This window comes from Negativicutes bacterium, from assembly GCA_021372785.1.
GTDB lineage: Bacteria > Bacillota > JAAYKD01 > JAAYKD01 > JAAYKD01 > JAJFTT01.
Window position 1 is genome coordinate 1 of record JAJFTT010000064.1, and the last position, 15,502, is coordinate 15,502.

Below are 15,502 nucleotides of genomic sequence, written 5' to 3' on the forward strand. Positions count from 1 at the left end.
TGATCACTTCGTCACAATGAATGATATAAGCGCCTTTCAAACGGATCTCACCATCCGGACGCAAACGGAAGAATTTCTTTGGCGGATCTTCCATAAAATCTTCCTGTTCAATATACAATTCACGGCAGAAGGGCAGCAAATGCACCCCCGCTGCCGGATTCTCCGGATTGTTCTCCAATTCCAGCATTTCGGTTTTCTCTTCCGGATAATTGCTGATGATCACCTTGAGTGGGTTCAGCACTGCCATCGCCCGCACGGCGCTGGCATTCAATTCTTCCCGAATACAATGTTCCAAAAGAGCCGCATCCACCGTCTTCGGCGAACGTGAGATACCGCAGCGATCAATAAAGTCTTTTAAAGCGGCGGGCGTATAACCGCGCCGGCGCAGTCCGCAGATGGTGGGCATGCGCGGATCATCCCAGCCGTCGACCCAATTTTCCATCACCAATTTGCGCAGTTTCCGTTTACTCATGATCGTGCCGGTAATGTTCAGGCGAGACCATTCATACTGATACGGCACATGATCCCCGGGCGTCTGCCGCCATTTGACATGATCGATAAACCAACGATATAACTCATTGTGATCAGCATACTCCAGAGAGCACATGGAATGCGTCACACCTTCAATCGCATCGGAAAGAGGATGCTGATAATCATACATCGGATAAATATGCCATTTCGTACCGGAACGGTGATGCGGTGCGTTTTTGATCCGATAAATGACCGGATCGCGCATATTGATATTGCCGGCCTTCATATTGATTTTCGCCCGCAGCGTACGGCTGCCTTCCGCAAATTCGCCATCCTTCATGCGCCGGAATAAATCGAGATTTTCGGCGATGCTGCGGTTGCGCCAGGGGGAATCGATACCCGGCTCCGTCAAGGTACCGCGGTACTGCCGTATTTCATCCATGCTGAGATCATCGACATAGGCTTCCCCATCTTTGATCAACTGCACGGCGAAACCATAGAGCTTCTCAAAATAGTCGGAGGCATAGAAAAGCCGGTCTTCGTAATCGTAACCCATCCAGTGAATGTCTTCAATAATGTTGTCAACAAATTCCTTTTCTTCGGCATCGGGATTCGTATCGTCAAAGCGCAGATTGCATTTGCCGCCCATTTCTTCTGCCAAGCCGAAATCAGCGACCAGCGCCATCAGGTGACCAAGGTGCAGATAGCCATTGGGTTCGGGTGGGAAGCGGGTTTGGATCGCGCCACCGTTTTTCTGATTTTTGATGTCTTCCAACATGATCTCACGGATATAATTGCTTGAGGTGGAAGCTTCGCTTTTCACCGTCCGGTTGGTATTTTCCAACACGTCTGCCATGGCATTTCCTCCTTTGTTTATTTTCAACGGAAAAGCGGAACGCTTTTCCGCTGTATTATCAAGATTGTATGCTTTTTCTCTCTCATAGTCAAGTTGAAATGCAAAACAGAAGCTGAATTGATGAGACTCTGAGAGGGTCCGTAAGTTCTTCTTGATCCGCAATCACGACGGGGTGCGGGGAGAAACCTGCGGTTTCAGGATATTCCATTTTTATCCATTCATTCTGTTCAAAGACAATCCGATTCATCTTGTTGTGTTTCCGCTTCCGTCTCGCTGCCAAGACATAATTGTTTCAGTCGCAAACCGGCCTGGTAAATTTCCTTTTTGCTGAGCTTGTCCTGATTGATCTGATAGAAAACTCGCATCGCCTCTCGCAGAGAACAATTTTGCTGCCGCATGATCTGAACCAGCTTCGCTTCTTGGCAAATTGTTTCTGCGTCTGTGTCTGCCTCATTGGCTGCGGCAGATACTTTGGCAAAGCTGACAACCAGAACATACTCTCCTTTTTGATAATCCGGATTGGTCATCACTTCTTTTTCTACTTCCGGCACCGTGCCATGATAACTCCGTTCGAATTTTTTGGTAAGGTCATTGCAAAGGCAGACCTCCGCCTGAGGGGCTGTCTGGCAAAGCACTGCCAAAGTTGCTTTTAAACGCAGCGGCGATTCATACCAAGCGCAGGTGCACTGCGGCGCTGCGATCCGTTTGCGAAATTCCTGCTCAATCAGTGTTTTCTTGCGTGGCAGAAAACCGCCGAAGTAGAATTCCTGTAAATTAAAGCCGCAGATCGATAGCGCTGTCAGCATAGCACAGGCGCCGGGAATTCCGATCACCTGAATCTGCGCCCGGATCGCTTCCTGAACCAGCAGACTGCCCGGATCGCTGATGCAGGGTGTGCCGGCATCCGAAATAAGCGCCAGATTCTCTCCGTTCAGCAAATGCTGCAGCAGAGATACAGCTCTTTGTTGTTCATTGAATTTATGATAGGAAATCAGCCTGGTCCCGATGGCAAAGTGCTGCAATAAATGACTCGAATTTCGCGTATCTTCGGCAGCGATCAAATCCACACTTTTTAAGATTTCGATGGCCCGGGGAGAAAAATCGGCCAGGTTGCCGATCGGTGTCGCTACAATATACAATATTCCACGGTTGTCGATCATATTTTTTCTTTCCTCTGTATGCGAATCAGTGAATGGGAGATAGGAACCGTTAAATCAAACTCTTTGCAGTAAAAAAACAAGTTCATTGCTGATTTGAAAAGAACGGATGACGCAAAATTCGCTGGGCAGCCGGCTGAGAAAAAATTCGCTATAAAATTTTTCCATCCCTTTGCGTTTTCCGCTCAGGCTGAGCGTTGGAAAAGAAACGACAAAACGGCTGGCCTGCAATTGCGAGAGCAGTTCAAACGCTCTGCCCTTTTTTTGCTGCTCCAAAACAGGAAAGAGCTTGAGCATAAAAACCAGATCCGCCTGAGCTGTCGGTGTGGTCAGGATCAGATCGGCTGTTGCTGCCATGTAGGCGGTCTGACCGGATTTCCGAAAGAAAAGATTGAGCAGTTCCGTCGTCGCATGACTGAGATCATAAGCGCAATAACTCAGTGGTTTGGCCGGGAACCAGTAGATGGCACAGGGATTGAAACCGCAGCCCAAGTCCAGCACCCGATCCTCTTGCCGCAGAAAACCGCTCAAATTCGCATAGAACTCTTTGATTTCCGGAAAACGTTCGCGCGTGGAAGCATGCAGCTGCAGCAGCTGGTCGGCGAGCTCTGCCGGCGATCCGTCTGCCGGCTGCCAGGATGCAAGCAGCTTCTGTGAAGCGGGAAGCGAATCTTCCCGCAGATAAGAGCCATAGATTAGATGGATCTCTTTGCGAATCGCTTTCATCAAGTCTTTTTCTTTTTTATATTTGGGGTATTCCTGCTGACAAATTCGTGTGATGAGCTCATCGGATAAGCCGCTATATTTCTTGGCAGCACGGATCAGGCAGCCGATCTCCTCAACGCTTCTCATCAGCAGCCTCGGCCTGAATGTTTTCAGCCTGGTATTTTTCCATCAGCTGTGTATAGAAGCGCACATTGTGCAGAGTCGCCAGGCGGAAGCCAAGCGAATCACCTACTTTATATAGATGTCTCAGATACGCTTTGGAATAACGGCGGCAGGTCAGACAGTCACACTGCTCTGAAATCGGCCGCTGATCGCGGTAATGGGCATCATCCATAATATAATGATAGTGATAATCGGCTGCATCGCTGGCATTGTCACTGTCAAACACATAAAGACGATTGTGCCTGGCTTCTCTGGTAGGAATCACACAATCGAACAGATTATACCCCATCTTGATGCAGACGCCGATATCTTCCGGTTTTCCCAGACCCATCGCATATTTCGGTGTCTCATCCGGCATTAAGTCCGCCGTAAAATGCAGGATATCCTCTACAAGTTTGCCGTCTTTGTCCAGCGGCCAGCCGCCAAAGCCATAACCGTCAAAGCCGATCTCTTTCAGCTGCTCCGCGCACCATTTGCGCATCGCTTTGTTGCCGCCACCCTGGATAATGGCAAAAAGCAACGGCCGTTTTTCAGGATTGATCTTTCTCGCCTTCATCTGTACAAGGTACTCTGCTTTGCAGCGCTTTGCCCAGGCCACTGTGACTTCCACCGCAAATTGGTTGATTTCATCGCTGTCATCCGGCTGGGTGCAGTAGTCCAGACACATCATAATATCCGAACCATAAGTGAACTGCGCCTGAATGCATTTTTCCGGAGTAAAAATGATTTTTTCATTGCTGTCATCCGGCCGGAACACAATTTCATTTCTTCTGATTTCACCGAATTTAGGATTCTGATGAATCAACGAGAAGGCTTGAAAGCCGCCGGAGTCTGTCAGGATCGGGCGCTGCCAACCGGTAAAAGCATGCAGTCCGCCTATCGCCTTAATTGTCGCCAGGCCGGGTTTGGTCAGTAAATGATAGCTGTTCATCACAATGCCCTGGACTTGACAGTGTTCCAGATCCTCCATATCCAGACAGCGCACAACACCATAGGTACCGTCCGGGAAAAACGCCGGCAGCCTTACGGTTCCGTGCGGCAATACGAGTTTATTTTCCATATCCATTCCTCATTTTCTATTTTTCCGGCTGTTGCTTACAGAATTTTTTCCAGCAGGGCATCAGCAGAGCGAAACTGCCTTGCCAGACCGGCCGCTTTTAGGTTTCTCTCTTATTTCTTGCTCTTTGAATCAATCTCCTGTGCAGCCTTGTGTTTTTATCATGGATCGGATCCTTTCTTTATGAACAGTAAAAATAAGAAATCACGGTAGCATGCCAGACTGCCGCCGTGATTTTTAGATTTGTTCTGCAAAGCAATCCTTACTGCTCTGCGAAAAAACTTCTCCAACTCCAGAAATCGTTTCTCTACACTAATGCGGGTCCTTTGTACTTGCACAGTCATCGTAAGAAGCTACGTGCGGAACGGTCAAGACCGTTCCCTACCTTTGCGCGTTCGTACTCCTTACACAATCATCGTAAAAAGCTACATGCGGAACGGTCAAGACCGTTCCCTACCTTTGCGCGTTCGTACTCCTTGCACAATCATCGTAAAAAGCTACATGCGGAACGGTCAAGACCGTTCCCTACCTTTGCGCGTTCGTACTCCTTGCACACTCATCGTAAAAAGCTACATGCGGAACGGTCAAGACCGTTCCCTACTTTTGCGCCATCCTGCTATTGCGCTAGGTTATAATTATTCCATCGCTTGGTGCTGAAAACAATTGATGTCCCAGCGTAGCATCCTCGTTTTGCGGTGTTGATATCACTATGTGTAAATTGTAGGGAACGGTCTTGACCGTTCCGCGTGACTCCGTCCTAGCGTTACACCATCGTTTTGCGATGATAATTAAATCATGTTACACTTGACACAATACCGTTCCCTACCTTTGCGCGTTCGTATTCCTTGCACACTCATCGTAAAAAGCTACGTGCGGAACGGTCAAGACCGTTCCCTACCTTTGCGCGTTCGTAATAGCCGCACACTCCTTATGAGTTGCTGCGTGCGGAACGGTCAAGACCGTTCCCTACCTTTGCGCCTTCGTAATAGCCGCACACTCCTTATGAGTTGCTGCGCGCGGAACGGTCAAGACCGTTCCCTACTTTTGCGCGTTCGTAATAGCCGCACACTCCTTGTGAGTTGCTGCGTGCGGAACGGTCAAGACCGTTCCCTGCCCTGGCGCCTTCGTAATAGCCGCACACTCCCTTGTGAGTTGCTGCGCGCGGAACGGTCAAGACCGTTCCCTACCCTGGCGCCGGTTGGCAGCGATTAGCTTTGATTGGTCTCTCCGCCCGCTTGCAGTTCCTGATAGATAAACGGAACCACCTCTTCCGGCGTAATATTCAAAACAATAGCAAATTCATCAAAGAGAATTTTCTCCGCCGTATTCAAGGCTTTTTCGTCGCCGGACCACAATTTTTTGCCTTCCCGGCTGCGGTCTTTTTTCTGAAGATAGATTGATTTCATCATGCAAACAAGTTCGCGGTGATCACCGCGGCCAAATATATCCTTGTATTTTTCACTGCGAAGTTTGCTGTCTGCAATCCAGGTTGTCTGTTCCTCCGGTATGAGTTTGATCAATTCATGAATTTCATCCGGGCTAAGAAGGTTTCTCATTTTAGAAGTAAGCAGCGCATTATCCAGCGGTACATAAATAATTGAACCCTCCGTATTGATCGGTTTCAAGAGATAATATTCTTTTTCACTGCCGCCAAACTTTTCTTTTTTAATCCCGGTAATCTGACAAACACCGTTAGTACCGTAGACAACATAGGTATTGATTGTTAGCATGATCGTAACTCCTTCCCCAGGGCAGGCAGGATCTTCAGTTTGCTTTGCTGCAGCCGATTACTATTTGCTGAACCGCTGTTATCCTTCTATCACACAGCATGCTAAAAAACAACGTAGAGTTTGCCACACCTGGACTGACGTTCCGTTCAGCAAACCGCGCGTTGTTTTCACTGCTTTATTCTAGTACCGTTGATCGGATTCGCACTTATTTTCGGAAAATTCCGTCTGTTTTATCTCTGATTCGCTCACCTGATAAGTTGATTATACATCCAATTGGCAGTTTTGTCAAGATTAACCTTTTAAAATCCGAGTTTGCAAACTCCTTTTTTACAGATCCTTTGCACAGCGGTAAAATTTGAAACAGGCGGCAGGCGGCAGCTTCATCTTTTATGCAAAAGCATCCGCACGAAACCTTCAGTAAATGGTTTTCGTGCGGATGTGTGGAGCAGGCGATCACCCTCGCGTTTTATTGCTTCATACCGGTCTTGCCGGTGAAATGGAACTGTTTAATTTTCATAGCCGGCACATAAAAATTGCCGACAAAAGCGGAAAACCGTTCGCAGTCGCTGCTGATTGCCTCAATTTGGTTAAACGCTTTCAGCATGCTTTCTGTCATGCGCATATTGTTCACGGCAGCGGTTACGACTCCGTTTTCAATTTTAAAAAAGCCATCCCGCGTCAGTCCGGTCAACAAGGCCTGGCGCGGATTGACCGGATTCATATAGTGGAAACGAGTGACCAGCAGACCCTGCTCCGTTTCGGCTATGATTTGCTGCAGTGTTTTTTCACCCGGCGTGACGACAATATTGATGGGAATCGCTCCAAACAGATCCATACCGACCGAATGGCCTGTGCTGGCAACTCCTGCTTTGGCGCCGCTGGCCAAATCGTAGGCAACTTCTTTGGCAACCCCCTGCTCAATCAGGTTTAACTTTTGCCGCAAAGAACCTTCAAAATCAAACGGAATGCCAAGGGCGTTTTCGTTTTCCCAATCATCTTTGATGCTGAGTTTTTGATCAAAGATTTTTTCTCCCAAACGGTCCGTTAAGAAACTGCTTTTCTGCTGCAGACTTTTACCGGAGAATCCCAAGAGTGTGGTATACATCAGGAGATCGAAGACGGCATTTGGCTCCAATATTACGGTATAAGCACCCACATCCAGGTCAATCGGCGCTTGATTGGCCTGCGCTTTCTGATCGGCCCGCCGGAAAGCGGCTGCCAATTCCAGTTCACCGCCGCGGGCAGCAACTGCGCCGGCATAACCGGAAGCCCCGTTTTCGTGCGAGATCAGCACGCTGCAATTGGCGCTGTTGCTTCTGAAATAGCGGCGAATTCCGCAGGAATTGCCCAGAGCCAGTGCGTTTTCACCATATGAAAGCTGACCGTAAGCCTGATAAGGCAGCTGAATCCGATCCAGTTGTTCTCCCAACCGCAAAGCTCTTTGTTCGGCGGAAAACTCATCCGCCAGAGCCTGATTGAACCGTTCCATTTCTATGCTAGCCGGCTGGCTGACCAGAGCGGGAACCTCTTCCCCTTCCGGCAATAACATCAGATTCTCTATGGCATCCGCTACCGCTCGCTCGATCCCCTGCCGGGTGATTTTATTGGTGGTAACCTGACTCTTTTTCTGTTTGCCCATCACCGTGATCCGCAGATCGGTCACATCTTCAAAAACATTCTGATGGATTTCAGAGTTGGCAAAACGGGTGAGTCCTTCGGCGGAACTGCTGGCGAGCACAAGGATAGGATGCTGTCCGGCTGCCGCAACCGCCCAATCGATCATCTGATACAATTCTGCTTTATTGAACATCAGCCACACCTACTTTTACCTTTCTGAAGCGGGCCGGTGCGGAACCGTGTCCCACATGCGCCACTTGTCCGGGTTCGCCTTTGCCGCAGTTCGGCGTACCAAAGAGTTTCCAGTATTTCGCTTTCGCCACACCGTCGCAGCTGTTCCAAAACTCCGGCGTAATACCGGTATAGAGCGGATTCTTGAAAATTTTACCGGTCAATTTGCCGTCTTTAATTTCATAGGCTATTTCGGTGGCAAATTGGAAATTCGTGCGGCGGTCGTCGATCGACCAGCTTTGATTAATGTCCAGATAGAAGCCGTATTGCACACCGCCAATCAGCTCATCCAGTTCAAAGTCGCCGGGCAGCAAGCTGATGTTGGTCATGCGCACAATTGGAATCCGGGCCCAGCCGTCCGCTCTGGCGGTACCATTCGGCAAAAGCTGCGCAACCGCCGCCGTATCGCGGCTGGTCAGCACGTTTTCCACCACACCCTTGGTGATCAGCGGAATGCGCTGAGCGGCAATGCCGTCATCATCATAACCAAACGTACCAAGTCCGCACGGACAAGTGGCATCCCCGACGATATTGATCAAGGGAGAACCGTAATGGAATTTACCCAGCATATCCGTGCTGATGAAGGATGTGCCGGCATATCCTGCTTCATAGCCTAAAATTCGGTCAAGTTCCAGCGGATGCCCCACCGATTCATGGATCTGCAAAGTCAGCTGACTGGGATCAATGACCAAATCGAAATAACCGGAAGGACATTCTTCCGCTGTCAGCAAAGCCATCGCTTCCTTGGCCACTCTGGCGCTGTTTTCCACCAATTGCAGGTCACGCACAAATTCATAACCGGCCGTTGCATAATTGCCCCTGGCTGAGTTGGGGAAACTGCGCGTCTGCATTTCACCTTGAGCAACTGCAACCGCATCGATCCCGCCGCCGGATTCCACCAAGGTTTGGCTGATATAAGATCCTTCGGTATCGGCAAAAATTTTATATTCTTTGCGGAATCCCAAAGCGCCATGGGTGCGGAAGATCGCAGGAGCCGCCTGACGCATTGCTTTTTCCGCCGTAAACAACAGCTCTAATTTCACCTGTTTGGCTACGGTAAACGGGTCAATTTCAATGGGAGTCTCGTAATGGTCCACTACAATTGGTTTGACCGCCAGTTTAATTGGCGTTTTTTGCACCAAACGGCTGGCTTTGGCAATCGCCAGCGCCTGCAAAGCAGTTGCTTCCATTTGAGAAAAATCCTGTGAGGCGGCAAATCCCATCGAGCCATCCAGAAAAACACGGATACCATAGCCATAGGATGTGGTGGTGCTTAAGCTCTGGACCTTCAGATTTTCGGTTTGGATATTCTCCTGTAAAATTTCATTGACACGCAGATCGGCATAATCCACTTGCTTTTCTTTTAGAAAAGCCAACACTTCAAGGATTTTTTCTTTCAAACCGGTCCCTCCTTCACTAAAATAAATGAAATCGCAACTATATTCTACATAGATTACTCAATTCCTTTTGAATTTGCTTCGCCTGCAAAGGATCTTTGGAAGCGACAACATCGCCCGGCCTTGACATGATTCAAAAAAACAAGATCCGAATCAAGATATCCTTTCGGATTTCAGATCTTGCCCTGTTTCTTCCATTGTTTTGGGTTTCGCTTGCCCTCCCCTGAGATGAATTGGTTTCCCGGTCGGATTATCGTGCCGATTCCATTTTCAGTTCGCCCAAAATCCTTTTTTTTGCAGCTTCCACTTCGAAATAAACCCGTTCCAGATCAATGGTGGGATAATCTCCATCCCGATAAATTACCTTGCCGTCAACCATCGTCAGGCAAACATCACTGCCGCTGGCCGCGTAGAGCAGATTGCTCAGCATTTGATGAACCGGCTGCCAGGAGGGTGAAGTTGTGTCCAGCACCGTCAGATCTGCCCGGTAGCCTGTTGCCAGGATACCGCAATCCTCACGCCGCTGGGCCCGCCAGCCATTGCCGACAGCCGCCTGCAGCGCTTCTGCCGGCGTGACTAAGGTGGGATCGTTGTATTTGGTTTTTTGCAAAAGGGCAAAAAAGCGCATTTCCTCCAGCATATTCAAGTTGTTATTACTGGCTGCACCATCGGTTCCCAAAGCAACCCGGATTCCGGCCTGCTTCAGGTTTAGATAAGGCAAAATTCCGCTCGCCAGTTTCAGGTTGCTCTTGGGACAGGTCGCCACTGTCACCTGATGTTCCTGTAAAATCGCATAATCTTCCGCTTCCAGCCATACGCCGTGTGCCGCTGTGACCGGCACATCGAACAGGCCCAGGCGATTAAAATACTGCACCGGGGTAAACCCTTGGTGACGGCTGCGGCAGCCTTCCGTTTCTTCTTTGGTTTCGCAAAGATGCACGTGAATGCCGGTTTGCAACTCCTTTGCCAAACCGACTGCTCCTCTGACCATTTTTTCATCGGTGGTATACTCGCCATGCAAACCAACATCGATACGGATCAAGCCGTCATCGGCGCCGTGATACTCCGAATGAACCCGCCTGGTTTCCAAACTGACCGGTGAACGGTTAAAATCGCCGCCGTAAGTACCAACAAGGGTATGAGAAAGATTTGCTTTCATACCGGCCGATAAAAACGCATCCGCGATCTGGGGGACGAAATAGTACATATCCGTCGTAGAGACGATACCAAAACGAGCCATTTCAGCAATGCCCAAAAGGGTAGCATAATAGATTTCAGACGGTTTCCAGTGTGCTTCAAACGGGAAAATACAATTGTTCAGCCAAGACGCCAAAGCCATGTTTTCTCCATAGCCTCGCAGCAGCGTCATCGGGGTATGGCTGTGGCTGTTGACAAACCCGGGCAGCAGCAGTTTCCCTTCCCCACGGTAGCATTCACCGAAATCGCCTTGCGGCGGCGTCTCGCCCGCATAGGCAATTCTCTTATTCTCGACAGCAACATAACCATTGGGAATCACTTTGTGATTCGCATCGAGAAACGCTATGTTTTGAAACAGCATCTTACTTTCTCCCTTCCAACCGGACCGCCAGTCAGGCGGCGCAGACCGACTGTCGGCCGTAATCCGGATTGACCACAAAGCTGAATTTCCGCACGGTTGCTCTGATCAGCACACAACTTTTAGGCGGGTTTGAAAATTTTCTGAGGGTTTAAGATCGCATAAGGATCAAATACCTGTTTCACCGCCTGCATTAAGCAAACCTGTGCCCGCCCTAAGCGCTGCAGTAAATACTCCTGTTTTTCCCATCCGATGCCATGCTCCCCGGAAACCTGCCCTTCATAGAGCGCTGCCTGCTGGTAAAGCGCTGTCATGACTGCTTTCTTCCCTTTTTGCCAGTCGGATTCCTGCATATTTTCTCGCATAGCATAAATATGCAGGTTTCCATCCCCTGCATGTCCGAAACCACGGATGCCAACGCCGTATTTTTCTTCCAAACCATGGGCAAACTGCATAAACTCAGCCACCATTTTTCGTGGTACTACAACGTCGCATTCATCGATTTCACCGGCAGCTGCCTTGATGCCCTCCAGAAAAGCGCTGCGAGCGCTCCAAATGGATTCTTTGCGCTCCGCTGTATCCGCAATCAGCACATCCAGAGCGCCGTTGTCTAAACATAAATCAGCGGCTGCCTCATAGATCTGCTCTAGTTCCGCCGGACTGTTGCCATCGAAGCTGAGCAATAAATAGGCCGGCGCTGAATGATCCGGGAAATGTTTGCCCAGAAAATGTTCCGCTGCTATGATCGTTTCACGTTCAAAAAACTCCACCGCCACCGGATTCGTGCGTGACTGCAGTATGAAAGGCACCGTATTGATCGCAGTTTTCAAATCCGCAAAGGGAACAAGTAAACTGATTGTTTCAGACGGGTAAGGCAGCAATTTCAAAATCGCTTTGGTCACGACCGCCAGCGTTCCTTCCGAACCAATAATCAAATCTTTCAGATCATAACCGGAAGAATTCTTCGCGACCTTGCCATTGAGATTGAGAATCGTGCCGTTTGCCAAAACCACTTCCAAGCCACGGATATAATCCCGGGTGACACCATATTTTACAGCCCGCATGCCGCCGGCATTCGTAGAAATATTGCCGCCGATGCTGGCGCTTTTTTCACCCGGATCCGGCGGGTAAAAAAGCTGCCGTTCCTCAACAAATTTGGTAACATCCATCAGGAGGACACCGGGTTCCACGGTCAGGGTCAGGTTATCCAGATCGAGCTCCAAAATATGGTTCATTTTACTCATATCCAACGTAATGCCGCCCAAAACAGGTACGCAGCCGCCAACCAAACCGGTCCCCTGCCCCCTCGGCGTCACGGGGATGCGCTGCTCGTTGGCAAACTGCAGTATTTCGGCTACCTCGGCGGCAGACAGCGGCTGCAGAACAACCTGAGGCATCACAATCATACCGGACAGTTCGTCGTGACCATATTCCGCCGCAATCGCATCCCCCGCCAAAACGCGGTCCGCCGTCAAAATGCGGCGCAGCGCCGCAAGATGCTCCGCAGTTATTTGTTGATAAGTGGGCATCTCAAACACCTGCCTTTTCATCCAGGATAGCCGATAATTCTCCGACAAATTCAAGATAATCCCCCACCAAACCAAGATGTGCAACCTGAAAAATCGGGGCCTGGGCATCTGTATTGACGGCGATTGTATACCCGGAGCCGCTCATCCCAGCCACAAACTGCACCGAGCCGGAAATTCCTAAAGCAATCAGTAATTTCGGTTTGACTGTCCTGCCGGATAAACCAATCTGCTGGCGCGCATCCGCCCAGCCTGCTTCGATCATCGGTCTGCTGAAAGCCAGAGAAGCATTCAGTCGATCCGCCAATTGCCGGATCAATTTCAGATCTTCCTGTCGTTTTACGCCGCGGCCGACGGCAAGAATAACTTCGGCGTCACTGATATCACGAACAGGCGGTTTTGCTTCCTGCCGCAGCAGCGTGATGGCGGAAGCCAGCTGTGTTTTGCTCAATTGACGAAACTCAATTTTCGGCGGTGCGGCAGCATTCGGCAGCGCAGCCTGCATCACTTTGTACCGCACGGTCGCCATTTGCGGCCTGCTGCCCGGCGTTTTGATTTGTGCCATAATATTGCCGCCAAACGCCGGCCGAATCTGCACCAGGGCGCCATTGCTTTCCACACGCAAAACCGTGCAATCCGCCGTTAATCCGGTAGAAAACCCAGCGGCAAGCCGCGCTGCCAGGGAACGGCCCAAATTCGTTGCGCCCATTAAAATGATATTTGGCTTCTTATCCATGATAAAATCCGTCCAGGCCGCCGTATACGGTTCAATGCGAAAATAGCGCAGTTCTTCCGCTTCATAGATTACCAAATCATCCAGACCGTATTGCTTCGCCTCTGCAATTGCCGCCGTTAAATCCATCCCAATCAAGACACCCCAAACGCGCTGCTGTAATTGTTTCGCTAATTCCAGAGCTTTCCCCACCAATTCCCAAGCGATCGGATGGATTTTGCCGTTCTGGCACTCTAAGTAGACTGCCAGGTCTTTCCAACCGCTGAAATCCTGCTTCGGTTCCGTTTCTTCCACCAGTTCAATCGCGCCGGCAGAAAACTTCAAGCAGAGCTTACAGAATTTACAGCGGTCATTCAGTGCAAGATCTCCTGATTCATCGATATAAAGTGCCTGAAACGGGCATAGACCAACAAGTTTATGATGGTCAACTACCTTGTCTTGATTTATCTTCAATTCTGCCAATTACTAGACCCTCCAGTCTTTTCAACTTAGAGCAACTTATGCTGCCGCAGTTTTTCCATGGCGGCCACCGCTAAGTTGTGTCCGTTGTCACGCAATATCTGATGCTCCCCTTCTGCTTGCGGCGGGAAAATACGTTCTACCTGGGTTGCCGAACCGGTTAAACCGTAATGACGCGCATCCCGATCCTCAAGGTCGTCCAGGGTTAACACCTTAACTGTCCGGGGGGCGGTAGCTTTTTTTAAACGATAGGAAGGTAAGCGCGGCACATAGATGTCTTTTTCAACGCTTAAAAGGCATGGGTATTTGATCCGAACCGTTTGGATGATTTGATTGAGATCGATTTTCACTTCGGCGTCTTGCTCGCCTGCTTTGATTTCAACGACATTGCACAAATTCGGCATCCCGAGCCAGTGCGCCAGTTCCGGTCCTACCTGTGCCGTATCACCATCTGTCGTCTGCTTACCGCAAAGAACCAGATCAGCCGCAGCCAGGGTTTGAATCCCCTGTGCCAGCGTATAGGCAGTAGCAAGAACATCCGCACCGCCAAAACGCCGGTCACTGAGCAACACGCCGGCATCCACTCCCATCCAATAGGCTTCGCGAATAACGGACATTGCCTGTTGAGGTCCCATCGAGATCACGGTAAGCCTGGCGCCGATTGCTTCTTTCAAGCGTAAAGCCGTTTCCAGGGCAAATAAATCATACGGGTTCAATTTATGGGCTATCCCTTCCCGTTGCAAAACCCCGGTTTTAGGATCTACTTCCACCTTCATCGTTCCCGGCACCTGCTTGATACATACAATAATATGCAATTTTTCCTCACCTCATCAAGAATCTTGCTTCCGGTCGCAGCAACTGATCTACCTATTTCTCTTTCAGATGGCGGTCTACCTGCTGCCAAAACAGAAAATGAAGAAAGACTCCGGAACTGCTTTCTTTTTATCAGCTCCGGAGCCTCTGGTTTTTATGCTTCTATTTATTTTGGCGGTAAGGCTTTCATAACTGCCTCTATGGTCAGATGGTGCTCTTTAGCGGCTTTGGCTACGTCGTCAAACTCCGCTTTCGTCTTGCAGACACCGTAACCTTGGGATGTTTTCAGTTGGATCGGACCGAATTCCGTCTGCACAGTTTCATAGCTGGAAGTGAGAACGTAGCGTTTGCAGGTGCTTTGTCTGACGCCAATGGTACTCGTATGCTTTAAGATCAGACCGGACAGTCTTTCGGCTGCTTCGGTTTTCGCAAGACAGGTCAGCATCATGGCGGCACGACCCTTTTTCATGGTAATCGGTGTGACAAAAACGTCCAAAGCTCCCGCTTCAAATAAAACTGCTTGCGCAAAGCCAAGCGTTTCCGGTGTCATATCATCGAGATTGCAAACCAATTCAACGATCTCTTGCTCAGCATCGGCCGTTTCACCCCAGAAAGCCCGCAGACAATTCGCGGCTTCAAACTCTTTGCTGCCCATGCCATACCCGATTTTCTCCACTTGCAAGACCGGCATAGCGCTGAAAGCAGAAACAAAATGCTTCAGGAGAGCGGCTCCGGTGGGCGTGCACAGCTCACCGCGGATCATACCGCCATAACTGGGAATTCCCTGCAGCAGCAGAGCAGTCGCCGGAGCAGGGACAGGCAGCAGACCATGCTGGCAGCGGACAAAACCACTGCCGACGTGAATCGGAGAAGCGATGATCCGCTGCGGCGCCAATTGTTCCAGCAAAAGGCTAACACCAACAATATCCGCAATGGCATCCATCGCGCCGACTTCATGGAAATGAATCTGCTCCACTGCCACGCCATGGACCTTTGACTCCGCTTCGGCAAT

Annotated in this window: 12 protein-coding genes; all 12 read right to left on the reverse strand. The window is 49.8% G+C overall.

Annotated features, from left to right (window positions below; translation table 11 throughout):
• Nucleotides 1-1,327: glutamine--tRNA ligase (gene glnS, locus LLG09_07855; protein MCE5197022.1), on the reverse strand; the 1,327-nt coding region annotated here is incomplete at its 3' end.
• A 227-nt stretch (nucleotides 1,328-1,554) separates the two neighbouring features.
• Complete coding sequence (gene rsmI, locus LLG09_07860; protein MCE5197023.1) at nucleotides 1,555-2,487, reverse strand: 16S rRNA (cytidine(1402)-2'-O)-methyltransferase; 933 nt, start codon at nucleotides 2,485-2,487, stop codon at nucleotides 1,555-1,557.
• 54 nt (nucleotides 2,488-2,541) lie between these two features.
• Entirely contained in the window at nucleotides 2,542-3,336 is a 795-nt protein-coding gene (locus LLG09_07865) for an Rmt family 16S rRNA (guanine(1405)-N(7))-methyltransferase (protein MCE5197024.1), read from the reverse strand.
• Nucleotides 3,323-4,432 (reverse strand): tRNA guanosine(34) transglycosylase Tgt, encoded by a 1,110-nt coding sequence (tgt, locus tag LLG09_07870; protein ID MCE5197025.1) that lies wholly within the window; start codon nucleotides 4,430-4,432, stop codon nucleotides 3,323-3,325. The genes LLG09_07865 and tgt overlap by 14 nt, the downstream gene beginning before the upstream one ends.
• A gap of 1,205 nt (nucleotides 4,433-5,637) precedes the next feature.
• Complete coding sequence (locus LLG09_07875; GenBank protein ID MCE5197026.1) at nucleotides 5,638-6,159, reverse strand: CarD family transcriptional regulator; 522 nt, start codon at nucleotides 6,157-6,159, stop codon at nucleotides 5,638-5,640.
• A gap of 466 nt (nucleotides 6,160-6,625) precedes the next feature.
• On the reverse strand, nucleotides 6,626-7,969 hold the full coding sequence (locus LLG09_07880; GenBank protein MCE5197027.1) for a TldD/PmbA family protein: 1,344 nt from the start codon (nucleotides 7,967-7,969) through the stop codon (nucleotides 6,626-6,628).
• Nucleotides 7,959-9,407: a TldD/PmbA family protein gene (locus LLG09_07885; GenBank protein MCE5197028.1), complete on the reverse strand. Its 1,449-nt coding sequence runs from the start codon at nucleotides 9,405-9,407 to the stop codon at nucleotides 7,959-7,961. Before LLG09_07885 ends, LLG09_07880 begins: the two co-directional genes overlap by 11 nt.
• A 247-nt stretch (nucleotides 9,408-9,654) precedes the next feature.
• Complete coding sequence (locus tag LLG09_07890) at nucleotides 9,655-10,962, reverse strand: amidohydrolase (GenBank protein ID MCE5197029.1); 1,308 nt, start codon at nucleotides 10,960-10,962, stop codon at nucleotides 9,655-9,657.
• Between the two features lie 119 nt (nucleotides 10,963-11,081).
• Entirely contained in the window at nucleotides 11,082-12,488 is a 1,407-nt protein-coding gene (locus tag LLG09_07895; GenBank protein ID MCE5197030.1) for an FAD-binding oxidoreductase, read from the reverse strand.
• A gap of 1 nt (nucleotide 12,489) precedes the next feature.
• Nucleotides 12,490-13,680 carry an electron transfer flavoprotein subunit alpha/FixB family protein gene (locus LLG09_07900; protein ID MCE5197031.1) on the reverse strand — a complete coding sequence of 397 codons (1,191 nt, stop codon included), beginning with the start codon at nucleotides 13,678-13,680 and terminating at the stop codon, nucleotides 12,490-12,492.
• A gap of 26 nt (nucleotides 13,681-13,706) precedes the next feature.
• Nucleotides 13,707-14,492 (reverse strand): electron transfer flavoprotein subunit beta/FixA family protein, encoded by a 786-nt coding sequence (locus LLG09_07905; GenBank protein MCE5197032.1) that lies wholly within the window; start codon nucleotides 14,490-14,492, stop codon nucleotides 13,707-13,709.
• Between the two features lie 164 nt (nucleotides 14,493-14,656).
• A partial coding sequence (larC, locus tag LLG09_07910; protein ID MCE5197033.1) for a nickel pincer cofactor biosynthesis protein LarC occupies nucleotides 14,657-15,502 on the reverse strand: 846 nt, incomplete at its 5' end.

What these genes read in the sequence shown, in the direction of transcription:
- rsmI (MCE5197023.1), bottom strand. Translation starts at nt 2,487, where the DNA reads ATGATCGACAACCGTGGAATATTGTATATTGTAGCGACACCGATCGGC.
- LLG09_07865 (MCE5197024.1), bottom strand. Translation starts at nt 3,336, where the DNA reads ATGAGAAGCGTTGAGGAGATCGGCTGCCTGATCCGTGCTGCCAAGAAA.
- tgt (MCE5197025.1), bottom strand. Translation starts at nt 4,432, where the DNA reads ATGGAAAATAAACTCGTATTGCCGCACGGAACCGTAAGGCTGCCGGCG.
- LLG09_07875 (MCE5197026.1), bottom strand. Translation starts at nt 6,159, where the DNA reads ATGCTAACAATCAATACCTATGTTGTCTACGGTACTAACGGTGTTTGT.
- LLG09_07880 (MCE5197027.1), bottom strand. Translation starts at nt 7,969, where the DNA reads ATGTTCAATAAAGCAGAATTGTATCAGATGATCGATTGGGCGGTTGCG.
- LLG09_07890 (MCE5197029.1), bottom strand. Translation starts at nt 10,962, where the DNA reads ATGCTGTTTCAAAACATAGCGTTTCTCGATGCGAATCACAAAGTGATT.
- LLG09_07895 (MCE5197030.1), bottom strand. Translation starts at nt 12,488, where the DNA reads ATGCCCACTTATCAACAAATAACTGCGGAGCATCTTGCGGCGCTGCGC.